The organism is Aquamicrobium ahrensii (assembly GCF_040545755.1).
Lineage (GTDB): Bacteria > Pseudomonadota > Alphaproteobacteria > Rhizobiales > Rhizobiaceae > Mesorhizobium > Mesorhizobium ahrensii.
In genome coordinates, this window is the sequence record NZ_JBEPMN010000010.1 from 87,819 (window position 1) to 110,250 (window position 22,432).

Below are 22,432 nucleotides of genomic sequence, written 5' to 3' on the forward strand. Positions count from 1 at the left end.
CTTCCCGGCCTTCCACCGGGATACTCGCCGGGAACGATCATGCGGCACGTGTCCGCCTCATCGCCGCTTCCGCTGCGCTATTGTGTGAAAGCCAGCGCAGGACGAGGGCTTCGTCCTCGTCTAGCCCTTGGCCGCGACGGATTTTCCGTTTGCGGATCGCCTGCATTTCGGTCGCCAGCCGGCCGACTTCCCACGCGGCGATGACCGCGGGATGGATATAGCAGCGGCGGCAGACGGTTCTGGTGTTGCAAAGTAGCCTTGCGACCCTGTCGATCACCCCATTGAGCGCCTTTGTCCTGTCGCGTTTCGACGCCGGCAGTTCGGTCGCTTCGAGCGCCAGCACTGCCGAAACCGTTGCGCCCCAGGTTCGAAAGTCCTTCGAGGTGAAATCCGGGCCCATTGCGTCCGCGATGTAGGCGTTCACATCCTGCGAGCAGACCTGATGTCGGACCCCATCCTCGACATATTGGAACAGATTCTGGCCCGGCAATTCCTGGATCGTGCGGATGAGCTTCGCCATCCGGCGGTCGCGGAGGCTCAAATTCCACTTCTTTCCCGATTTACCGGTGAAGGAGAAACGTATCTCCGTGCCCTCGACCTCAAGATGGCGCGAGCGCAACGTGGTCAGCCCGAAGCTTTTGTTCTGCCGGGCGTACACCTCGTTCCCCACGCGGATCAGGGTGCTGTCGAGAAGCCGCACCACTGACGCCAGCACCCGCTCGCGCACCAGTCCGTGGCGGCGAAGATCGGCGTCCACCCGCTCTCTCAAACGGGGTAAGGCTCGAGCAAAGCCCGTCAGGCTCGAGAACTTGGTGGCGTCGCGACAGGCCGTCCATTTCTCATGGTAGCGATATTGCTTGCGGCCCCGGTCATCGCGCCCGGTGGCCTGAATGTGGCCCGAGGGCTCCCGGCATATCCAGACATCGGACCAGGCGGGCGGGATCACCAGCCCCCTGATCCGGGAAAGGGTTTCCTTATCCCTTACGTAACGACCGCGCGGGGTGAAGTAGCAGAAGCCCTTTCCGGCCCGCCTTCGTCGGTAGCCCGGTTCGGTGTCGCTGACGTAAGTCAGCCCTACGCGTTCCGCCGAAAGGCTCGGCTCTTGCCTGATATCCATGATCGTCCCGGTTTCCGCTGCCATTGTCCGGAAATTACGGTGCGGATGCGTTGGTTCCATCGTTGGAGAGATTCGCCGGTCTACCACGTCAATCGTTCGCCAGACGCCAGGCCCGGCTGAGGTCGCCAATGAAACCGTCCCGCTCCTTCGCACGGCTTTCCGGGTCCCGTATCCGCAGCAGATAGGAGGGGTGGATCGTCGCGATCAGCGGGGTTGCATCCTCAAGCGTGCATATCTTGCCCCGCAACGCAGAGACTGCGGTCGAGCGCCCCATGAGCGCCCGCACGGCCGTCGCGCCCATGGCCAGCAGCACCACCGGCGAAACCAGCTTGCGCTCCTGTTCCAGCCACCAGCGGCATTGTTCGATCTCGCCGACATTGGGGCGCTTGTGCAACCGCCTCTTGCCGCGCCTCTCGAACTTGAAGTGCTTGACGGCGTTGGTCAGAAAGATCGAATCGCGCGGGATTTCCGTTTCCTCCAGCGCCTCGTCCAGAAGCCGGCCGGCCGGTCCGACGAACGGGTGGCCCGCAAGGTCCTCCCTGTCGCCCGGCTGTTCTCCGACAATCATGAGGCGGGCGCGGCTGCGTCCTTCGCCCGGCACGACCTGGGTGGCGGATTTGTAGAGCGGGCAGCGTGTGCATTCCGCCTCCGCCACAGCAAGGCCGGGAAGCGTGCCGGCTTCCGGTCCAGGAATCCTTGTCGCCGGCGACCCCATCCTAATAACCGCCGATGATGGGAATGACCTCGCCGGTGATGTAGCTGGAGCATTGGGGCGAAGCCAGGAACACATAGGCAGGGGCGATCTCCTCTGGCTGGGCCGGGCGCTTCATGGGCGTCCTGGCGCCGAACTGCGCCACGTCGCCGGCCTCCTTGTCGGAAGGGTTCAGCGGGGTCCAGACAGGGCCCGGCGCGACAGCGTTCACCCGGACGCCCTTGCCGACCAGATTGCCCGCCAGCGCTCGCGTGAAGGCATGAATGCCGCCCTTGGTCATGGAGTAGTCGACCAGAGCCTTAGAGCCGTCGATGCCGGTGATCGAGCCCGTATTGATGATCGCCGAACCGTATTTCATGTGCGGCACGGCCGCCTTGGCCATATGGAAGTAACCGTAGAGGTTGGTCTTCACGGTCGTGTCGAAGTGCTCTTCGCTCAGGTCGTCAAAACTGTCGGCGTGAATCTGGAAGGCCGCATTGTTGACCAGGATGTCGAGCGACCCGAATTCCCTCACGACCCGCGCCACGGCCTTCTCGCAGAAGCTGCGCTTCGATACATCGCCACTCAGTACGAGGCAGCGCCGGCCCTCATTCTCTACGGCCTTTCTGGTGACTTCCGCATCGCCCTTTTCGGCGAGGTGGAGGATCGCCACGTCCGCCCCCTCGCGCGCGAACAATACGGCCACCGCCCGGCCGATCCCCGAATCCCCGCCGGTGATGAGCGCCGTCTTGCCCTCCAGCTTCTGCGATCCCTTGTAGAAGGGGGCTTCATACATGGGCGAGGGGTCGAGCACGCGCTCCATGCCGGGCTTTGGGTAATGCTGTTTCGGAAATGGCGGAACCGGATATTTGCGCGCTCCCGCCTGCATCGGCCGGGAAACCGATTTGCGCGCCGGCTTGCCGTCAATGCTTTTCTGGATGCGCCTTTGTTTTGCCGCCGCCGAGCGTGTCTCCTCCGAAGTGTTGTTGGCCATTGTCTGTCTCCATCTCGCGATGGAGGTTCAACGTCCCAAACCCGTGGGAGTTCATATCGGGATGTTATTATTCGCCAGCCAACCGGCTTCGAAGCGGCAGTGGGGCAGGGATGAGGATCGTGATTGATTCGCCCTATAGTCGTCCGCAACCGGACTCGTCGCTGGTCGACCTGATCGCCCCATGTCTACATGAACCGGCTCACCAACTCCTCCGCCATGGTGCAAAAACATCGTATCCTTCGGGTTGATCGTGCCGATGCGGGGCGCATTCTAACCCGCCGAAAAGACGACCTTATTCCGGCTGCTATATGTGGTCAGGGTTTTGGCGGGTAAGATTGGTGGAGCTGAGGGGGATCGAACCCCTGACCTCGTCATTGCGAACGACGCGCTCTCCCAGCTGAGCTACAGCCCCATCCAGCGGGAATGGCGCATTTATGAGCCGAGGGTGGGGAGTGTCAAGCAAGCAATTGCGTCTTTCCCACCATGCGTGCAGAGAGTGGCGGGGACTTGCCCGCTCCGGCCGCAATGGCTACATGTCGGGGACAATCGGAGACCCGCATGATCGCCCTCATCCAGACCATCGTCCTGGCGCTCGACCTCTACTGGTGGATCATTATCGCCTCGGCCGTCTTCTCCTGGCTCTATGCGTTCAATGTCGTCAATCCACGCAACCAGTTCGTCGGCACCATCGGCAACATGCTGTTTCGCCTGACCGAGCCGGCTTTACGGCCGATCCGCCGCTTCATGCCCGATCTTGGCGGCATCGACGTCTCGCCGATCATCCTGCTGCTGGTCCTCTTCTTCGTGCGGCAGTTCCTTCTCATGAGCGTCGCGCCGCTGTTCCTCTAGGACAAGCGTTGAACCTGCCCTGCAAGGTCCGTGACGACGGGCTCGATCTTTACGTGCGGCTGACGCCGAAATCGTCGCGTGACGAACTCTGCGGCGTGGACATGTCCGCCGACGGGAAGATCCACGCCCGGGCGCGCGTGCGGGCCGTGCCCGAAAAGGGCGCGGCCAATACGGCGCTGGAAAAGCTGATTGGAAAGAGCCTTGGCGTGCCCCCAACTACTGTCGAGGTGGTGGCGGGCGGGACGGCGCGCCTCAAGACGGTGCGCATAAGCGGCGAGCCGCAGGACTTGCAGCAGAAATTGAAGCAGGCCCTGTACGGATGACAGGGCCCGCGAAATGTCTCACGATGAAGCGCGGGCGCGCTCGAGACCTTCAAGGATCATCTGGCGGGCGCGTTCCGCCCCGTGCCAGCCACCGATCTTGACCCACTTGCCGGGCTCAAGATCCTTGTAGTGTCCGAAGAAGTGAGCGATCTGGTCGAGCGATATCTGCGGCAGATCGGTGTAATCGTGCACATTCTCGTAGCGCTTGGTGATGTGCGGCGAGGGGACGGCGATGATCTTCTCGTCCTCGCCGGCGTTGTCCTCCATGATCAGAACGCCGATCGGGCGCGCATTGATCACGCAGCCCGGCACCAGCGCGCGGGTGTTGCACACCAGAACGTCGACCGGATCGCCGTCGCCGGAAAGGGTGTGCGGGATGAAGCCGTAGTTTCCGGGATAGCGCATGGGCGTGTAGAGGAAGCGGTCGACGAAGAGCGTGCCTGCTTCCTTGTCCATCTCGTACTTGATCGGCTCGCCGCCGACAGGAACCTCGATGATGACGTTCACGTCCTCCGGAGGGTTGTTTCCGGGCGATATGGCGTCGATGCGCATGTCTGGGCCTCATGGCGTTGCTGACTTCCCGGCAGGGCGCTCCTGGGGGCGGCTGCGGGAACAGGGGTGGAAATCAGGGAGGAGACCGCATCCGGCAGGAAGCAGCATCACGTCCTGCGGGTCGCAATAGCGGGGCTTGATGCAGCGCGCAATGCGACGGAACGCACCGATTGCGCATTCGGCCGGAAATTCGAAGGAGTCGCTGGAGCATTTTGCAGTCAGACGGAATCGTCTGACGATGCACAAATGCGGCCAGGGAAACGAAGCTGGAGCAGCGTGGGTACGGCCGTCAGAACGCCCGCTGCTCTAATCCCAGACGAAGGCGATCTTCTTCAGGGCCTTGTGCTCGAAGATTTCCACGCCCTCGGCGATGTCCCGGCCGCCCGCCCCGGCATAGAAGCCCAGCGCATTGTCGTTTTCCTCCAGCGCCCAGACGACAAGCCCCCTCAGCCCATGCTCGGCCAGACGGCGGCGCGCGGCGGTGAAGAGGCGGCTGCCGAGGCCGATCCCCTGATATTCGGGGCGCAGGTAGAGCTCGTAGATTTCGCCCTGCTGGGGAAGTTCACGGGCGCGGTTGCGGCCGATGGTGGCGTAGCCGGCAATGACGCCACCGATCTCCACCACCAGCACGGTGGCGGCGCGGCGGATGGCGTTGGCCCACCAGTCGCTGCCTCGGCGATTGATCATCGAGGTCAGCGCCTTGTGCGGAATGATGCCGGCATAGGCGCCCCGCCAGGCTTCCAGATGCACACCGGCGATCGCCACGGCGTCGCGCGGTTCAGCTTTGCGGATGTCGACAGTCAAGGTGTTCATAGTTTGTTAACCATAGTCCCCGGTCGCAGCCGAACGCAAGAGCCGCGCCGGATCGCGGCGCGGCTTTCACACAAAGGCGCGAAGGGTCGCTCAGATCTCGATCAGATGATTGTCCAGTTCATTCTGATTGTCGGGCGAGACAGGGAAGTGCGTGGCGAGAATGGCGCCGACAGACTGAACGGCCCGGACGAAGCCGTCGGCCAAGCGATCCTGCCTGGCGTGGTCGGTGAGGTCGGCTACCGTATCTTCCCAGACTTTCGGATCGACATGGGCGCTGATGCCCACATCGGCGATCACTTCCGCGTAGCGCTCCGCCAGCGAAACGAAGATCAGCACGCCGGTGCGCGCTGCGGTCCTGTGGACATTGCGGCCGAGAAACTGGCGGCGCGCATTGTCGCGGGCGGCGCGGTGGCGCATCTGCCAGGGCACCAGATGGATGCGCAGCGCCGGCACAAGCCACAGAATGGCCAACACCGCCGCCACGGCGGCGATCTGCTTCATGATGAAATGCGGCAGGCGGATCGACACCCACCAGTATTCGGATACGAAAGCCACGGCGAGACTGGCCAGCAACACGCCGACCATCGCCATGCAGGCGGCGGGGAAGAAATAACCTTCGCTCTGACGGGCGACGACACAGTAGATTTCGCCGTCCGTACGGGCCTCCGCCTCGCGAATGGCGGCGGTCACGTACTCGCGGTCGGCTTCGCTTATGGGGCGTGTCGTCATCTACCAGCCTCCCGATGCGCCGCCGCCGCCGGACGAGCCGCCGCCGCCCGAGAACCCGCCTCCTCCCGACGACCATCCGCCGCCGCCCGAGGACCAGCTCCCGCCGCCGGAACGGCGCGAGGAGCCGCCCTGATTAACGGTGAACACGATGCCCATCCAGCGATAGCGGCCGGGGCCGACCTTCTCGCCGAACAGGGGCGGCAGGATCGCCATGGCGAAACCGCCGAAGAACAGGATCACCCAGACGGTGATGAAGATGACAGCTATCCAGTCTTCCGCAGTATCGCCGCTTGCCTGGTTGCGGACTCCGCGCGCCTCAAGCTCCTCGGGATGGCCCTGGAGCACCATGATGATGTCGTCGACGGCCTTCTCGACGCCGCCGGCGTAATCGCCCGCACGAAAGGCAGGCACAAGGTCGTTCTCGATGATGAGCTTGCTGTGCAGGTCGGTCAGCGTGCCTTCGAGCCCGTAGCCGACCTCGATGCGCATCTTGCGGTCGTCGCGCGAGATCAGCAGCAGGACGCCGTTGTTCTCTCCGGCCTGCCCGAGCCCCCAGTTGCGGAACAGGCGGTTGGCGTAAGGTTCGATGGCCTCGCCGTCGAGACTGTCGACGGTGGCGACGACGATCTGGTCAGAGCCCTCCGCTTCGAAATCCGCCAACTTCTGCTCCAGCAGCACGCGGGTCGCTGCGTCGATCATGCCAGCCTGATCGACGACGCGTCCGGTAAGTGCGGGAAGCCCCGCCGCAAGCACTGCCGCCGGCAGAGCGAGGCAAAGCAGCAGGACAGCCAGCATTCTGCGGCAACCGGGATCAAGGGTTCGCACGAATGCGAGGGGATGCTGTTTCGTCACGTCAGCCTGCCGGGTCGGGACGCGGGCGCGTTCAGCCGCCCTGTCCGGTACCGAAGTTCACCTGCGGGGCTTCCATCTTGTCCTCCGCGACGGTGAAGTTCTGGAATGGCTCGTTCGAACGGAACCACAGGTTCGCCCAGATGACGGACGGGAAGGTGCGCAGCGTCAAATTATAGTCGCGAACCGCTTGGATATAGTCGCGGCGGGCGACGGCGATCCGGTTTTCCGTGCCTTCGAGCTGTGCCTGGAGGGCGAGGAAGTTCTGGTTCGCCTTGAGGTCGGGATAGTTCTCGACCACGGCGAGCAGGCGCGACAGCGCGCCGGTCAGCCCGGCCTGATTTTCCTGGAAAGCCTTGAATGCGTTGGGGTCGGACAGGTTCTCGGGCGAAACGGTGACCTGCGTCGCCTTGGCGCGCGCCTCGACCACGCCTTCCAGCACGTCGCGTTCGTGGCTGGCGTAGCCCTTCACCGTTTCGACCAGATTGGGGATGAGATCGGCGCGGCGCTGATACTGGTTGAGCACCTCGCTCCATGCCGCCTTGGCGTTTTCTTCCGCCGTTGGAATGGTGTTGTAGCCGCAGCCGGCCAGCAGGGGCAGAAGCAGCGTGAGAATGAAGAAGGCCGGAAGAACGCGCAGGCGGCGGGGAAGTGCGAGATGCTGGGCAGGCATGGAGGAATCCCTCAACTTAGGAGTGTTGGACCAAGAAATAGCACAAAGAGGCGCGGAGAAAATGCCTGCCTTCAAAGTCAGCCATGCTATAGGCGGAAAGAAGCCGGAAAACGGCTTGGGAGCGGATTTTGCCCGAGGGCAAGGGATCAAGGCCATGGCCGCAGACAGGGATAGGCAGCAGGAACGGGAATCACGCCGCATCCTGAAGAGCGTCGCCGGCGAGTCCGATTCTTCGGGAACCTCGCTCGCCGGACGGACGGCTAAAAGGGTGGGCGATCACCTGAGCGCCGCTGACACCGACCCGGAAGACCGAATCGAAACGTGGGGCACGCGCATCGGCCGTGTGCTTGGCATGGCGATCATGATCGGCCTGGCGATCTGGCTGTTCCGTCTCGTCTTCAGTAACGGATAAGGCATGAGCGCGCACCTTCCCGAACCCAAGCCGGCCGTCATCGTCATCTCCAGCCATGTCGTGCGCGGCACGGTGGGAAACCGCGCCGCCGTGTTCGCGCTGGAGGCGCTGGGCTTTCCCGTGTGGGAAGTGCCAACCGTCATCCTGCCCTGGCATCCGGGGCATGGCCCGGGGACGCGGATCGTCGCGCCGCCGGAACAGTTCGTATCGCTGCTGAAGGATCTGGAAGGCTCGCGCTGGCTGGGCGAGGTGAAGGGCGTGCTCTCCGGCTTTCTGGGCGATTACCGGCAGGCGGAAGCGGTGGCTTCGCTGGTGCGGGCGGTCAAGGCGCGCAATCCGGAGGCGCTCTACGCCTGCGATCCGGTGATGGGCGATGTGGGCGGCCTCTATGTGCCGCAACAGGTGGCGGAGGCCATGCGCGACCAGCTCATGCCGCTGGCCGATATCGCCACGCCAAACCGCTACGAACTCGCCTGGCTGGCCGGACGCGACCTTCCCGACCGCGCGGCTCTGGCTGAAGCCGCACGCGCCGCGCCGCCGAAAAAGATGCTGGTGACCTCCTCGCCCGCATCGGTTGCGGGCCGGGTCGGCAATCTTCTGGTGGAAGGCGGGCAGGAACTGTTCGCCGAGCATGATCTGGTCAGCAATCCGCCGAACGGGGTCGGCGACCTCACCGCATCGCTCTATCTGGCGCGCGTGCTCGGCAAAGCCACGCCGCGCGCCGCGCTGCGGGCGACCACCGCCTCCGTCTATGAAGTGCTGCAAAGGGCGGCGTCGCGCGGCAGCAACGAATTGCAGATCGAGACCGATGCGCAAAGCCTGCTCCATCCCTCGGCTGAGGTCGTCATTCACCATGGCGAGCCCGCCACCCACGAATGACGGGGCCGGGTCCGGCATTTTCTTTGCGGCTTTCGCGATTCTTCGTTGATCGCCAGGGCTTTTTGCCGGTAGACCAGCGGCAGCCACTCAGGCTGTCCGCCATCCCTATCGGAAAGCAACCGCCGGCATGACCCATCTTCCCGAGCACCTCCTCAACGGATACCGCAATTTCATGCAGGGCCGATATGCCTCGGAGAGCGGGCGATATACCTCGCTGGCGCGGGAAGGGCAGCACCCCGAAACCATGATCGTGGCCTGCTGCGATTCGCGTTCCGCGCCCGAAACCGTCTTCGATTGCGGTCCCGGCGAACTGTTCGTGTTGCGCAACGTGGCGAACCTGGTGCCGCCTTACGAGCCGGACGGCGAGTTCCACTCCACCTCCGCCGCGCTGGAATTCGCCGTGCAGAGCCTGAAGGTGAAGAACATCGTCGTCATGGGCCATGGCCGCTGCGGCGGCATCAAGGCCGCGCTCAGCAATGGCAGCGCGCCCCTTTCTCCCGGCGATTTCATCGGCAAGTGGATGAGCCTCATCGGCCCCGCTGCGGAAGCCGTGTCGGCAAGCACGCTGATGACGGCTTCGGAGCGGCACACCGCGCTGGAACGCATCTCGATCCGCTATTCGCTGGCCAATCTGCGCACCTTCCCTTGCGTTAACATCCTCGAAAGCAAGGGCAGGCTGGCGCTCTACGGAGCCTGGTTCGACATCTCCACCGGCGAGCTTTGGGTGATGAACAAGGAAACCGGCGATTTCGAGCGTCCGGAACTGGGCTGAGCCTTTTCGCGTTTGGTGCGAAAGAGGATCATTCGTGGAGTTGGCCATGTCTTCGCTCAGGATGGCGATGGCGGCGGTTGCCGTTGTGTCCGTGCTTGTCGTGGGCGCTGTGCGCGCCGACGAGGCGGTGATCGAGCGCTGGTATGAAGCGCTGCTCAGGGCGGACAGCGCCGCTCTGGCCGAGTTGCTCGCCGATGATGCGCGCATCAGCCTCGACGATCTGGACATCATCCAGACAAAAGACGAGTTCCTCGAGTCCATGGGCGAGTGGGAGAACGCCGTCGCCGGCGGCGCCATTCGCCATCGGCTGGAAAAGGAAGAGGATGGCGTCTCGACCGTCATGGTCTGTTACGACTTCCCCAACAACCAGATGCTGATGCAGGAAACATTCGCGATCAGCGAAGGCCGCATCACGGCGGGCTCGCAGGCCGAAGTCGCCGACAACTGCGACGGCTACTGACAGGCGGTTGCGCGGAGCGGGCGGCGGGCCTACATCGGGGCCACAGATTTCCAACCGCCGAATGGTGCCTCATGTCCTCTGCGAAGACCATCGACCTTGCCACCCATCCGCTCACGGCGTGGAAAGGGCCGCTCGGCTTGCCGGATTTTAACCATATTCACGACGACGATTTCGGATCTGTGTTTGCCGCGGCTTTCGCCGCGCATGAGGCCGAGATCGAGGCGATTGCGGAAAGCGAGGCGGAGCCGACCATCGAAAACACGCTCGCCGCGCTGGAGCTCTCCGGTCTGCCGCTGGAGCGGATCTCGTCGATCTTCTGGTGCAAGGCCGGCGCTGACACCAACGAAGCCATCCAGAAGCTGGAGCGCGAGATTTCGCCGAAGATGGCGGGGCACTTCTCCGCCATCTCGATGAACGAGAAGCTGTTCGCCCGCATCGATGCGCTCCATGCGAAGCGCAATGAACTCGGGCTCGACGCCGAGACGCTGCGGGTTCTTGAAAAGAGCTGGAAGGGTTTCGTGCGCTCCGGCGCGAAGCTCGATGCGGCGGCCAAGAAGCGGCTGGCCGCGATAAATGAGGAGCTGTCGTCGCTCGGCACCGGCTTCGGCCAGAACGTGCTGGCCGACGAGCGCGACTGGGCGCTGTTCCTCGACGAGGGCGACCTTGCCGGCCTGCCGGATTTCCTGAAAAGCGCTATGGCCGAAGCTGCCGCCTCGCGCGGGGAGGCGGGGCGCTATGCGGTGACGCTGTCGCGCTCGATCTACGAGCCCTTCACCACCTTTTCCGAGCGGCGCGACCTGCGCGAGGCGGCGTGGCGCGCCTTCACCATGCGCGGCCAGAACGGCGGCGCCGGCGACAATACGGCAGTGGTGCGCGACATGCTCAAGCTGCGCGCCGAAAAGGCGAAGCTGCTCGGCTATGACAGCTATGCGGCGCTGAAGCTCGACGACACCATGGCCAAGACGCCGAAGGCGGTCCACGAACTGCTCGACCCGGTGTGGAAGAAGGCGCTGGAAAGGGCTGGTCAGGACCAGAAGGAGCTGGAGCGGCTGGCGGCTGAAGCCGGCGACAACGAGCCCTTCGCGGCATGGGACTGGCGCTTCTATCAGGAAAAGCTGCGTGCGGAGAAATTCGCCTTCGACGAGGCGGAGCTGAAGCCCTACCTCCAGCTCGACCATATCATCGCCGCCTGCTTCGATGTGGCCGGCCGCTTGTTCGGCGTCAGCTTCGAGGAGCAGTCCGGCATCGCGGCATGGCATGAGGATGCGCGCGTCTTCGTGGTGCGGAATGCTGACGGCTCGGAGCGCGGCCTGTTTCTCGCCGACTATTTCGCGCGACCATCCAAGCGCTCCGGCGCATGGATGAGTTCGCTGCAATCCGGCTACAAGCTGGGTCGGGGCTCGACGCCGATCATCTACAACATCATGAATTTCGCCAAGCCGTCCAAGGGCGAGCCGGCGCTGCTTTCGATGGACGAGGCCAGGACCCTGTTCCATGAGTTCGGCCATGCGCTGCACGGCATGCTCACCGATGTGACGTGGCCGAGCGTTTCAGGCACCTCCGTCAGCCGCGATTTCGTGGAACTGCCCTCCCAGCTCTATGAACACTGGCTGACGGTTCCGGCGGTGCTGGAGAAGCACGCGCTGCATCACCGCGACGGCAAGCCGATGCCGAAGGCGCTGCTCGACAAGATGCTGGCGGCGCAGACGTTCGGCGCGGGGTTCGCAACGGTCGAGTTCACCGCGTCGGCGCTGATCGACATGGCTTATCACGCAAGGCCGGATGCGCCGCAGGAGCCGCTGGCGTTCGAGGCCGAGACGCTGGCCGGGTTTGAGATGCCCGACACCATCGCCATGCGTCACCGCACCCCACACTTCGCCCATGTCTTCGCCGGCGACGGCTATTCGGCCGGCTACTATTCCTACATGTGGTCGGAAGTTCTCGACGCGGACGCCTTCTCCGCCTTTGAGGAGCGCGGCGATCCGTTCGACCCCGAGCTGTCCGAGCGGCTGCGCCGCAACATCTATGCGGCGGGCGGCTCGAAAGACCCGGAGGAGCTTTATACGGCCTTCCGAGGCAAGATGCCGTCGCCTGAAGCGATGATGATAAAGCGCGGACTGGCGTAGGCTTACCGCTTCAGGCTCGCATCGATCAGCAATTCGGCGTTGCGGGCCACCGACTGCGCCGGGCCGCCGGTTCCGAAAAGCTGGCCGGAAATATAAGCGCCCTCGATCAGGAGCAGCAGGCCGTCGCCCAGCGTGTCGGCGTCGGCGGCGTTCATATCGTGCGCCATTGCGCGAAGACGGCGGCGCAGTTCGCGCTTGTTGTCCTCGCTGACCTTGCGGGCCGGATGGTCCGGCTCGGGATATTCCACCGCCGCATTGGTCATGCCGCAGCCGCGATATGAAGGCGTTTGCGTGCGTTTCCCGACACGGGTGAGAAACGCGAGGATCTGAGCGCGCGGATCGCCGGGATGGGCCACCACGGCTTCGTCGAAACGCTCCCAGAATTCGCGGTCATATCGCCTAAGGTAGGACGCCGCCAGTTCATCCTTGGACGAGAAGGCGCGGTAGAGGCTGGGCTTGGCGACGCCGGCCGTCCTCACGATCTCTTCGACGCCGATCGCCCTGATGCCCTGCCGGTAAAACAGGTCGCGCGCGACATCGAGAATTTTCTCGGCCGCCGCCGGCTGGCGACCCCTTTCGGCGCGGTCTTCAATTTTGCTGCTTTGTGTCATCAGCGAAGTTCACTTGACAATGTTACCGGTCGGTACATACAGCTTGCATAAGCGAAACGTACCGATCGGTAACATGATAGCCAGATCCGCTCCCTTTGGCCAGCGCTACGCCTTCGTGGTCGTCGCCGTCATCTTCCTGTGTCTGCTCATCGCGGCGGGTTTGCGCTCCGCGCCGGCGGTTATGATGCTGCCTTTGGAGGAAAGCCTCGGCTGGGGACGCGACAGCATATCCTTTGCGGCTGCGGCCGGCATTTTTCTTTATGGTCTTGCGGGGCCGTTCGCCGCCGCGCTGATGGAGCGCATCGGCCTCAGGCGCGTGCTTTTGGCCGCCCTGGTGCTGATGTCGGGGGCGACGGCGCTCAGCCTCTGGATGACGCAGCCCTGGCACATGGTGCTTACATGGGGCATCCTGTCCGGCGTCGGGTCCGGCGCGGTTGCGACCGTGCTTGGCGCGACCATCGTCAATCGCTGGTTCAAGACCAATCGCGGCCTTGTCATGGGGCTGATGTCGGCGTCCAGCGCTTCCGGCATGCTGGTGTTCCTGCCGCTGCTGGCCGCCCTTGCCCAGTCCGGCGGTTGGCGGCCGGTCGCGCTCACCGTTTCAATCGCCACCGCCGCGCTGCTGCCGCTGGTGTGGCTTCTGGTGCCGGAGCGCCCGTCCTCGATCGGGCAGGTGCGCTATGGCGCGGATGCCGATGATGTGCCGCCGGCGCCGCCCTCGGCACGGGGCAATTTTCTCGTCCATACGCTATCGACGCTGAAGCGCGCCGCCGGCACGCGTGTGTTCTGGTATCTGTTCGCGACCTTCTTCATCTGCGGCTTCACCACCAACGGGCTGGTCGGCACCCATCTCATCGCCTTTTGCGGCGACATGGGGATCAACGAGATACAGGCGGCGGGGCTTTTGTCCCTGATGGGGGTGTTCGACCTCATCGGCACCACCTTGTCAGGCTGGCTGACCGACCGTTTCGATCCGCGCAAGCTGCTGTTCATCTATTACGGCATTCGCGGCCTGTCGCTGATGTACCTGCCCTATTCGGGTTTCTCGGCCACCGCTCTCATCGTCTTCGCAATCTTCTACGGGCTCGACTGGATCGCCACCGTGCCGCCGACGCTGCGCCTCGCCAACGAAGGCTTCGGCGACGCCGCCGGTCCTTTGGTGTTCGGCTGGGTGGTGGCCGGCCATCAGGTGGGCGCGGCGGCGGCGGCCTATTTCGGCGGCGTCATGCACGAATTGCAGGGGGACTATGAAATGGCGTTCCTGATCGCCGGGCTGACCGGTCTTGCGGCCGCCTGCATCTCGCTGCTGATCGACACCGGCAAGAGGGAAGCCGATCCCGAGCCGCAGCCGGCCTGACAGGCGGAAAGCTCAGCCCGGATAGCAGCCGAGCGGCACGTTCGGCCACACCGCCTCGGCGCAGCCAGCTTCGCGCTGGCGCTCGCGGAAGGCGGAGCTGACCGGCCCGGTGACCATCGGGTCGACGCCATCGGGAGCGTCTGAAAAGAGCTGCTGAGCGGCCGTGACGGACAGCACCCTGTCCTTGCCGCCGGCGTTCGCGGTCGCCATGGAGTGCGCCGCGCCGCCCGCAAGGACGGCGCCCGCGCACAGTATGGCGAGGCAAAGTCCGGTCCGGGTCGTCTTCGGCATGGTCATGTCCAGTCGCCTTTCGGAAAGGGTTGCAGGCACCCTTGGTTAACGAAAATTTATCGCATCCAGACCCTTAACAAAGCGTAAGCGCCGATTTCTTTGGCCTGCGCACTTTCGCATCTGCGAAAAAACCTGTATGAGCGCGCCAACCGAAAATGATGGCGCGGGCGGTCGACCCTGTTTCGGCCGCCGCCGTCACTGCCCCAGAGAAGATACTTATGAAACTCCGTAACATCGCGATCATCGCGCATGTTGACCACGGCAAGACGACGCTGGTCGATGCGCTCCTCAAGCAATCCGGCTCGGTCCGCGACAACCAGCGCGTCGCCGAACGCGTCATGGATTCCGGCGATATCGAGAAGGAGCGCGGCATCACCATCCTCGCCAAGGCCACTTCGGTGGAGTGGAAGGATGCGCGCATCAACATCGTCGACACGCCCGGCCACGCCGACTTCGGCGGCGAGGTGGAACGCATCCTCAATATGGTCGACGGCGTCATCGTGCTGGTCGATTCGGCAGAAGGCCCGATGCCGCAGACCAAGTTCGTGGTCGGCAAGGCGCTGAAGGTCGGCCTTCGTCCCATCGTCGCCATCAACAAGATCGACCGTCCGGACGCCCGCGCCGACGAAGTCATCAACGAGGTGTTTGACCTGTTCGCGGCGCTCGACGCCACCGACGAGCAGCTCGACTTCCCGATCCTGTACGGTTCGGGCCGCGACGGCTGGATGGCCGCCAGCCCCGAAGGCCCGAAGGACCAGGGCCTCGCGCCGCTGTTCGATCTGGTGCTCGACCATGTGCCGGCGCCGAAGGTGGGCGACGGCCCGTTCCGCATGATCGGCACCATCCTGGAAGCCAACCCCTTCCTTGGCCGCATCATCACCGGCCGCATCGAAAGCGGCACGCTGAAGCCGAACCAGCAGGTCAAGGTGCTCCATCACGACGGCTCGCTGCTGGAAACCGGCCGCGTTTCCAAGATCCTGGCTTTCCGTGGCATCGAGCGCCAGCCGATCGACGAAGCGCAGGCGGGCGACATCGTGGCCATCGCCGGCCTGTCCAAGGGCACGGTCGCCGACACCTTCTGCGATCCGTCGCTGAACGAGGCGCTGCCCGCCCAGCCGATCGATCCGCCGACCGTGACGATGAGCTTCATCGTCAACGATTCGCCGCTCGCCGGCACCGAGGGCGACAAGGTGACCAGCCGCGTCATTCGCGACCGCCTGCTCAAGGAAGCCGAGGGCAGCGTGGCGCTGCGCATCGAGGAATCGGCCGACAAGGATTCGTTCTATGTGTCGGGCCGCGGCGAGCTGCAGCTTTCGGTTCTCATCGAGACCATGCGCCGCGAAGGCTTCGAGCTTGCCGTGTCGCGTCCGCGCGTCGTCATGCAGAAGGACGAGAACGGCCAGATCCTGGAACCGGTCGAGGAAGTCGTCATCGACGTGGATGAAGAGCACGCCGGCATCGTCGTTCAGAAGATGAGCGAGCGCAAGGCCGAGATGATCGAGCTGCGCCCTTCCGGCGGCGACCGTCAGCGTCTCGTCTTCCTCGCGCCGACGCGCGGCCTCATCGGCTACCAGTCCGAACTGCTGACCGACACGCGCGGCACGGCGGTGATGAACCGCCTGTTCAATTCCTACCAGCCCTACAAGGGCGAGCTGGGCGGCCGCACCAATGGCGTGCTGATTTCCAACGAGCAGGGCGAGGCGGTGGCCTATGCGCTGTGGAACCTTGAGGATCGGGGGCCGATGGTCATCGATCCCGGCGTCAAGGTCTATCAGGGCATGATCGTGGGTATCCACTCCCGCGACAACGACCTTGAGGTCAACGTGCTCAAGGGCAAGAAGCTCACCAATATCCGCGCCGCCGGCAAGGACGAGGCGGTGAAGCTGACCCCGCCGATCCGCATGACGCTGGAGCGGGCGCTGTCGTGGATTCAGGATGACGAGCTGGTGGAGGTGACGCCGAAGTCGATCCGCCTGCGCAAGCTCTATCTCGATCCCAATGAGCGCAAGCGCTTCGAGAAGCAGAAGGTGGCCGGCGCGGCCTGATCCGCGTAGCCACCGTACCGTACGGAAGAAAAACGACCCGGCGCTCTTCGCGCCGGGTTTTTCTTATCGATTTAAGAGGCAGATGGCGTCTGGTCACGGCGGTCCAAAAGGCTATGATCGCCGCATCAGCCGGAGAGCCAGCGCAATGGACATGACATCTTTGCTCATCTTCGCCGCGGCGTTGTTCGTCGCCGCGGGGTCGCCGGGTCCATCGGTCGCCGCACTTGTGGCGCGTGTCATCTCCACCGGATTTCGTGGTGTCTTTCCGTTTCTCCTGGCGCTCTGGATCGGGGAAGCCATCTGGCTGTCTCTGGCCGTTTTCGGGCTGGCGATGGTGGCGCAGACCTTTCATCTCGCCTTCCTTGTCCTGAAATGGGCCGGTGTCGGCTATCTGCTCTATCTGGCGTGGAGGATGTGGACGGCCCCCGTCGAGGCGCGTGGCGAATCCCTGCCGCAGGCCGGTTCGCCCCTGAAGATGTTCCTCGCCGGCCTGGCCGTCACGCTCGGCAATCCGAAGGTGATGATGTTTTATCTGGCGCTGTTGCCGACCATTGTCGACCTGCGATCCGTCACCCTGCTCGGCTGGCTTGAACTGACGCTGACCATGGCCGTCGTCCTGGTGGTGATCGACGTCTCATGGGCGCTGGCCGCCGCACAGGCGCGTCGCCTCCTGAAGAGCCGGCGCGCCATGCAGATCGCCAACCGCATCAGCGCCACGACGATGGCCGGCGCCGCCGCCGCCATTGCAGGGCGTACGTGACGGGCGTCTTGGCATGATCGAAACCGCAGCGTACGTGACCGGCTGAGCCGGTCATCAATAAGCAGCCAGCTGTTGCAACCATACGGCCGTTATTTCGCCAGGAGGAAAAAGCGTATCATGGCTACTCAGAAAGCCGAATCCGGCACACAGGCAACCAGGGGCGGGCTTCTGGACTACCTGCTCGCGCGGGCCCCGGATGAGGACATCGCATCCTATGATCGTGCCGATCTGGAGCGCGCGGCGAGCCTTGCCGAAAAGGCGGTTGGAGGCCATCGCAAGGGAGAGAGCGTCGTCGCCGTCGAAACCGAATCCGGTGTTTCCCGGCAGGAGCGTCCGGTTACGGTCATAACCATTGTCAATGACAATATGCCTTTCCTCTTCGACTCCGTCATCGGCGAGATCAACGAGGCGGTGGGCGAGGCCTGGTTCGTCGCCCACCCGGTGCTCAACGTCCGGTACGGGCCGACGGGCGAGGTGGAGGTTCTTGGCGATACATGCACACCCAGGGGCGGCGAGGGTCGGGACCGGCTGAGCGTCATCCAGGTTCATGTCGGGCGCATGGGCGGCGAGGAGGCGGCCACGCTGGCGCAGAATCTGGCGAAGACGCTGGAGCAGGTGCGCGCCGCCGTACATGACTGGAAGCCGATGCTGGCCCGCCTCGATCAGGCGATCAGCGATTTCCGCTATGCGCCGGTGCCTCTGGAGCAGGATGCGGTGACAGAGGCCATCGCCTTCCTCGAATGGCTGCGTGACGACAATTTCACCTTCCTCGGAATGCGCGAATACAAATACAGCGGCGGCGAGGAGAGCGGCTCGCTGGAACTGGCCGACAAGGCAGGTCTCGGCATCCTGACCGATCCGGACGTGCTGGTGTTGCGTCGCGGCACCGAATCCGTGACCACCACGCCGGAAATCCGCGCGTTCCTGCATGGGCCGGAGCCGCTGATCGTGACCAAGGCGAACGCCAAGTCGTCGGTGCACCGGCGCATCTATCTCGACTATGTCGGGGTCAAGACCTACACTTCCGGGGGCGAACTGGCGGGCGAACTGCGCATCGTGGGCCTGTTCACCTCCACCGCTTATACGCGTTCGGTGATGAAGATCCCCTATCTGCGCTCGAAGGTTGAGACGGTCATCGAGAAATCCGGTCTCAATCCGCATGACCACGCCGGCAAGGCGCTTATCAATGTGCTGGAAAGCTATCCGCGCGACGAGCTGTTCCAGATTCCCGTGGCGCTGCTGCAAAAACATGCCGAAGCCGTGCTGGCGCTTGTCGATCGCCCGCGGGTGCGCGCGTTGGTGCGCGTCGACCAGTTTGACCGGTTCGCTTCGGTGATCGTCTTCGTGCCGCGTGACCGCTATGACGCGGATGTGCGCGAACGGATCGGCGACTATCTGAAGACCGCCTTCGAGGGGCGTCTTTCCGCCTATTATCCGGCGTTCCCGGAAGGTGGCCTTGCGCGCATACACTTCATCATCGGCCGCTCCGGCGGCAAGACGCCGTCGGTCGATCCGGCCGAAATCGAGGCGCGCGTGCGTGACATCGTGCGCACATGGGAAGATGCGTTGCGTGAAGCAGCCGGACCGGCGGGCGTCGATTCGCGGATAACGGCCATTGCGGCCCGCTTTCCGCAGAGCTACCGCAACAGCTTCAGCGCGCAGACCGCCATCGCCGACGCGGAGCGCATCGCGCGGCTTGCTCGCGCCTTCCCGATCGTCATCGACTACTATCGCGACGCCGTGCAGACGCAGCAGCAGGCCTCATTGAAAATCTATCACTACGGCAGCCCGGTCGCCCTGTCGCAGCGCGTGCCGATCCTCGAGAATCTGGGTTTCCGCGTCATCAGCGAACGTACTTTCGAGGTTGAGGACGAAAACAGCGACAATATCTTCGTCCACGACATGGAGCTGGAGAACGCCTACGGCAAGCCGGTCGACCTGTCCGACGGCGGTGCGCTGTTCGACGAGGCGTTCCTTGCCGTCTGGCACGGCGAGATGGACAATGACGGCTACAACGCGCTCGCCCAGACGGCCGGCCTCGCGGCCGGCGAGATTCTGGTGCTGCGCGCCTATGGCCGCTATCTGCAGCAGGCCGGCATCCCGCAAAGCCAGGGTTTCATCGCCGCGGCGCTGAACCGCTATCCCGAAATCGCGCGCGGGCTCTACGCGCTGTTCGTCGCCCGCTTCGATCCGACCTCGCCGCAGGGCGACGAGGTGGCGGCGCGCCATCTCAAGGCCAAGATCAGGGATGCGCTGGAAGACGTTCCCAATATCGACGACGACACGATCATCCGCCGCTATCTGAACCTGATCGGGGCGACGCTTCGCACCAACCATTTCGTCGAGGATAAGCGCGAGCGCGGCCATTCGCTGGCCTTCAAGCTCGACCCGCGCGCCATAGAAGGGCTGCCCGAGCCGCGGCCCTGGCGCGAGATTTTTGTCTATGGTTCGGAGGTCGAAGGCGTGCATCTGCGCTTCGGCCCCGTTGCGCGGGGCGGCCTGCGTCTTTCGGATCGGGCGCAGGACTACCGCACCGAGGTTCTGGGGCTGGTCAAGGCCCAGCAGGTCAAGAATGCGGTCATCGTGCCGGTCGGCGCCAAGGGTGGTTTCTATCCCAAGCGCCTGCCCGTCGGCGGCAGCCGCGACGAGGTGTTCGAGGCGGGTCGTGCGGCCTATGTCAACTTCGTGTCGAGCATGCTGTCGATCACCGACAACATAGGCGTCGATGCGCTGATCCCGCCATCGGGTGTGGTGCGCCATGATGGCGACGACCCCTATTTCGTCGTCGCCGCCGACAAGGGCACCGCGACCTTCTCCGACACCGCCAACGCCATCTCGAAGGCCCATGACTTCTGGCTGGACGACGCCTTCGCCAGCGGCGGTTCCGCCGGCTACGACCACAAGGGCATGGCGATTACTGCGCGGGGTGGCTGGGAAGCGGTGAAGCGCCATTTCCGCGAGATGAACCGCGATATCCAGACGACGCCGTTCACCTGCGTGGGCGTGGGGGACATGTCGGGCGACGTGTTCGGCAATGGCATGCTGCGCTCCGAACAGACAAGGCTGATCGCCGCATTCGACCATCGCGACATCTTCATCGATCCCGATCCGGACGAGGCGTCGTCTTTCGCCGAGCGCAAGCGCCTGTTCGGCGTGCCGCGTTCGAGCTGGCAGGACTATGATAAATCGAAACTCTCCGGGGGCGGCATGATCGTTTCGCGCTCGCAGAAATCGATCACGCTGACGCCCGAAGCGGCTGCGGCGATCGGCATCGGCAAGTCGGTGGCCACGCCGGTCGAGGTGATCCGCGCCATCCTCGCCGCTCCGGTGGACCTGTTGTGGTTCGGCGGCATCGGCACCTATCTGAAGGCGGCCGGCGAAGCCAATCAGGAGGTTGGCGACCGCGCCAACGACGCCATCCGCATCAATGGCGGCGAGGTGCGCGCCCAGGTGATCGGCGAAGGCGCCAATCTCGGCATGACCCAGCGCGCCCGCATCGAATATGGCCTCAGGGGCGGCCGCAGCAACTCCGACGCCATCGACAATTCCGGTGGGGTCAACTGCTCGGACGTCGAGGTCAACATCAAGATCGCGCTGGCGGCGGCCATGCGCAAGGCCACCCTCGAGCGCCCCGCGCGCGACAAGCTGCTGGCCGAAATGACCGATGAGGTCGCGGGGCTGGTGCTCGCCAACAATTACCAGCAGACGCTGGCGCTGTCGCTCGCGCGCCGTCGCGGGCTGGCCGACATGGCGCATCAGGCCCGCTTCATGGCGGCGCTGGAAAGCCGCGGTCTGCTCGACCGCGCGGTCGAAAACCTGCCCCCGGCGAAGGTTCTCGCCGAGCGTGAAGCTCGCGGCGAACCCCTGACGCGGCCCGAACTCGGCGTGCTGCTCGCCTATGCCAAGATCGTGCTGTTCTCGGACATCGTCGCCTCCGACGTGCCGGACAACCCCCACTTCGAGCAGGATCTGATGAGCTACTTCCCGCACGCCATGGCGGAGAAGTTCGGTGACGAAATCCGCACCCACCGCTTGCGGCGTGAGATCATCACCCGCGTGCTCGTCAACGATCTCGTCAATCGCGGCGGCCCGACCTTCGTCAACCGGCTGGTGGAGACCACCGGCCGCAGCGCAGCGGATGTGATGCTGACTTTCGCGCTCATCCGGGAAGGCTTCGAATTGCCGGCGCTCCATGCCGAGATCGACGCGCTCGACAACCGCATCGATGGCGAGGTGCAGCTCGGCCTCTACCAGACGGTCAGCCGGCTGATCTACGTCAATAGCGGCTGGCATCTGAAGAACGAGACCGCCAGCGGCGAACTCGACGAGCGCATCGCGGCCCTGAAGACGGCACGGGCGGAGCTTGAGCCGAAGCTGCTGGAACTACTGCCCGCAATGTCGCGCGACCGTATCGATACGACGCGCGGCGACCTGGTTGCGCAGGGCGTTCCCGAAAAGCTTGCAGCCCGGCTGGCGCTGGCGGAGTCGGCCGATCTGGTGCCGGACATCGCGCTGACGGCTCGCCTGGCCGACGCCGACATGGTGGCCGCCGCCAAGGCGTTCTTCGCCGTCAGCGAGGCGTTCCGCATCGCGCGCATCGAGGAAGCCGCCTATGCGATCTCGCCATCCGACTATTACGACCAGCTCGCCCTGTCGCGCGCCACCGACACCATCGACGCGGCGCGGCGCGGCATCGCGGTGGCGGCGCTGACCGCCCATGGCGATGCGGAAGATCCGGTGGCCGCCTGGCTGGATGCCGGCGGCGCGCGCGTCGGCGCGATCAGGGAGCGCCTGCAGGCCCTGACCGAGGCCGGCGATATCTCCGTGTCGCGCCTGTCCGTCGCCGCCGGTCTGATGAGCGATCTTTCGGGTCCGCGCGGCGTCTGATCGCGCTCATATCCGGACCCGGATGCACAACGAACCTGTCGGCCGGCGACGGCCGGCAGGTTTCGCAACTCCCTCTTGCGTTTTTCAAGCCGCTGACGTAGGCATTGCGCCACCAGGCCGGGCCCCTCTGGCAGTCTTGATGACTGTGATGTCGGACTGGAGTTCAAATCCGGCGGCCTGGCTTCGATGATCCTCTCTTGAAACCGCATCTGATGCTGTGCCGGACCTTGTGTCCGGCGGAA

21 protein-coding genes and 1 tRNA gene are annotated in these 22,432 nt (G+C 64.3%); 11 read left to right on the plus strand and 11 right to left on the minus strand.

Annotated elements, in window-relative coordinates; all coding sequences use genetic code 11:
• Nucleotides 1-37: 37 nt before the first annotated feature.
• The 4 genes from ABID44_RS13295 to ABID44_RS13310 all read right to left on the minus strand — a co-directional run bounded on the left by ABID44_RS13295 (nucleotide 38) and on the right by ABID44_RS13310 (nucleotide 3,214).
• Nucleotides 38-1,141 (minus strand): DNA topoisomerase IB, encoded by a 1,104-nt coding sequence (locus ABID44_RS13295; RefSeq protein ID WP_354152196.1) that lies wholly within the window; start codon nucleotides 1,139-1,141, stop codon nucleotides 38-40.
• 64 nt (nucleotides 1,142-1,205) lie between these two features.
• Nucleotides 1,206-1,832 (minus strand): UdgX family uracil-DNA binding protein, encoded by a 627-nt coding sequence (locus ABID44_RS13300; protein WP_354152197.1) that lies wholly within the window; start codon nucleotides 1,830-1,832, stop codon nucleotides 1,206-1,208.
• Between the two features lies 1 nt (nucleotide 1,833).
• On the minus strand, nucleotides 1,834-2,802 hold the full coding sequence (locus ABID44_RS13305) for an SDR family oxidoreductase (protein ID WP_354152198.1): 969 nt from the start codon (nucleotides 2,800-2,802) through the stop codon (nucleotides 1,834-1,836).
• A gap of 336 nt (nucleotides 2,803-3,138) precedes the next feature.
• Nucleotides 3,139-3,214: transfer RNA gene (locus tag ABID44_RS13310), tRNA-Ala, on the minus strand.
• A gap of 146 nt (nucleotides 3,215-3,360) precedes the next feature.
• On the opposite strand from ABID44_RS13310, the gene ABID44_RS13315 reads away from it, so the two are divergent.
• Nucleotides 3,361-3,651 (plus strand): YggT family protein, encoded by a 291-nt coding sequence (locus ABID44_RS13315; RefSeq protein WP_354152199.1) that lies wholly within the window; start codon nucleotides 3,361-3,363, stop codon nucleotides 3,649-3,651.
• 8 nt (nucleotides 3,652-3,659) lie between these two features.
• Nucleotides 3,660-3,974, plus strand: a complete 315-nt coding sequence (locus tag ABID44_RS13320; protein WP_354152200.1) for a DUF167 family protein — start codon at nucleotides 3,660-3,662, stop codon at nucleotides 3,972-3,974.
• Nucleotides 3,975-3,992: 18 nt separating this feature from the next.
• On the opposite strand, the gene ppa is transcribed toward ABID44_RS13320, so the two are convergent.
• The 5 genes from ppa to ABID44_RS13345 all read right to left on the minus strand — a co-directional run bounded on the left by ppa (nucleotide 3,993) and on the right by ABID44_RS13345 (nucleotide 7,590).
• Nucleotides 3,993-4,526, minus strand: coding sequence for an inorganic diphosphatase (ppa, locus tag ABID44_RS13325; RefSeq protein ID WP_354152201.1), 534 nt, complete (start codon nucleotides 4,524-4,526; stop codon nucleotides 3,993-3,995).
• Between the two features lie 306 nt (nucleotides 4,527-4,832).
• A complete protein-coding gene (locus ABID44_RS13330) occupies nucleotides 4,833-5,339 on the minus strand; it encodes a GNAT family N-acetyltransferase (protein ID WP_354152202.1) in 507 nt (168 codons plus the stop codon).
• A 90-nt stretch (nucleotides 5,340-5,429) separates the two neighbouring features.
• Nucleotides 5,430-6,068 carry a TPM domain-containing protein gene (locus tag ABID44_RS13335; protein ID WP_354152203.1) on the minus strand — a complete coding sequence of 213 codons (639 nt, stop codon included), beginning with the start codon at nucleotides 6,066-6,068 and terminating at the stop codon, nucleotides 5,430-5,432.
• Entirely contained in the window at nucleotides 6,069-6,863 is a 795-nt protein-coding gene (locus tag ABID44_RS13340) for a TPM domain-containing protein (protein WP_354152204.1), read from the minus strand.
• An 88-nt stretch (nucleotides 6,864-6,951) separates the two neighbouring features.
• Nucleotides 6,952-7,590 (minus strand): LemA family protein, encoded by a 639-nt coding sequence (locus ABID44_RS13345; RefSeq protein WP_354152205.1) that lies wholly within the window; start codon nucleotides 7,588-7,590, stop codon nucleotides 6,952-6,954.
• Here ABID44_RS13345 and ABID44_RS13350 point away from each other — a divergent pair.
• The 5 genes from ABID44_RS13350 (at nucleotide 7,589) to ABID44_RS13370 (ending at nucleotide 12,239) form a co-directional block, all read left to right on the plus strand.
• Complete coding sequence (locus ABID44_RS13350) at nucleotides 7,589-8,002, plus strand: hypothetical protein (protein ID WP_354152206.1); 414 nt, start codon at nucleotides 7,589-7,591, stop codon at nucleotides 8,000-8,002. The two genes, ABID44_RS13345 and ABID44_RS13350, sit on opposite strands and share 2 nt — an antisense overlap.
• Before the next feature lie 3 nt (nucleotides 8,003-8,005).
• Entirely contained in the window at nucleotides 8,006-8,881 is an 876-nt protein-coding gene (gene pdxY / locus ABID44_RS13355; protein WP_354152207.1) for a pyridoxal kinase PdxY, read from the plus strand.
• Nucleotides 8,882-9,008: 127 nt separating this feature from the next.
• Entirely contained in the window at nucleotides 9,009-9,653 is a 645-nt protein-coding gene (locus tag ABID44_RS13360) for a carbonic anhydrase (RefSeq protein ID WP_354152208.1), read from the plus strand.
• A gap of 46 nt (nucleotides 9,654-9,699) precedes the next feature.
• Entirely contained in the window at nucleotides 9,700-10,113 is a 414-nt protein-coding gene (locus tag ABID44_RS13365) for a nuclear transport factor 2 family protein (protein WP_354152209.1), read from the plus strand.
• A 71-nt stretch (nucleotides 10,114-10,184) separates the two neighbouring features.
• Nucleotides 10,185-12,239, plus strand: a complete 2,055-nt coding sequence (locus ABID44_RS13370; protein ID WP_354152210.1) for a M3 family metallopeptidase — start codon at nucleotides 10,185-10,187, stop codon at nucleotides 12,237-12,239.
• A 2-nt stretch (nucleotides 12,240-12,241) separates the two neighbouring features.
• Here ABID44_RS13370 and ABID44_RS13375 read toward each other — a convergent pair whose 3' ends face one another.
• Nucleotides 12,242-12,850 carry a TetR/AcrR family transcriptional regulator gene (locus tag ABID44_RS13375; RefSeq protein WP_354152211.1) on the minus strand — a complete coding sequence of 203 codons (609 nt, stop codon included), beginning with the start codon at nucleotides 12,848-12,850 and terminating at the stop codon, nucleotides 12,242-12,244.
• 73 nt (nucleotides 12,851-12,923) lie between these two features.
• Between ABID44_RS13375 and ABID44_RS13380 the strand changes: the two genes are divergently transcribed.
• The gene (locus tag ABID44_RS13380) at nucleotides 12,924-14,207 is read left to right on the plus strand and encodes an MFS transporter (RefSeq protein ID WP_354152212.1); all 1,284 of its coding nucleotides are present in this window, start codon (nucleotides 12,924-12,926) and stop codon (nucleotides 14,205-14,207) included.
• Between the two features lie 12 nt (nucleotides 14,208-14,219).
• Here ABID44_RS13380 and ABID44_RS13385 read toward each other — a convergent pair whose 3' ends face one another.
• The gene (locus ABID44_RS13385; RefSeq protein ID WP_354152213.1) at nucleotides 14,220-14,504 is read right to left on the minus strand and encodes a hypothetical protein; all 285 of its coding nucleotides are present in this window, start codon (nucleotides 14,502-14,504) and stop codon (nucleotides 14,220-14,222) included.
• A gap of 212 nt (nucleotides 14,505-14,716) precedes the next feature.
• Between ABID44_RS13385 and typA the strand changes: the two genes are divergently transcribed.
• From typA to ABID44_RS13400, 3 genes are all read left to right on the plus strand, one after another.
• Nucleotides 14,717-16,543, plus strand: a complete 1,827-nt coding sequence (gene typA / locus ABID44_RS13390) for a translational GTPase TypA (protein ID WP_354152214.1) — start codon at nucleotides 14,717-14,719, stop codon at nucleotides 16,541-16,543.
• Nucleotides 16,544-16,688: 145 nt separating this feature from the next.
• Entirely contained in the window at nucleotides 16,689-17,303 is a 615-nt protein-coding gene (locus ABID44_RS13395; RefSeq protein ID WP_354152215.1) for a LysE family translocator, read from the plus strand.
• A gap of 117 nt (nucleotides 17,304-17,420) precedes the next feature.
• Complete coding sequence (locus tag ABID44_RS13400) at nucleotides 17,421-22,190, plus strand: NAD-glutamate dehydrogenase (RefSeq protein WP_354152216.1); 4,770 nt, start codon at nucleotides 17,421-17,423, stop codon at nucleotides 22,188-22,190.
• The last annotated feature ends 242 nt before the right edge of the window (nucleotides 22,191-22,432 follow it).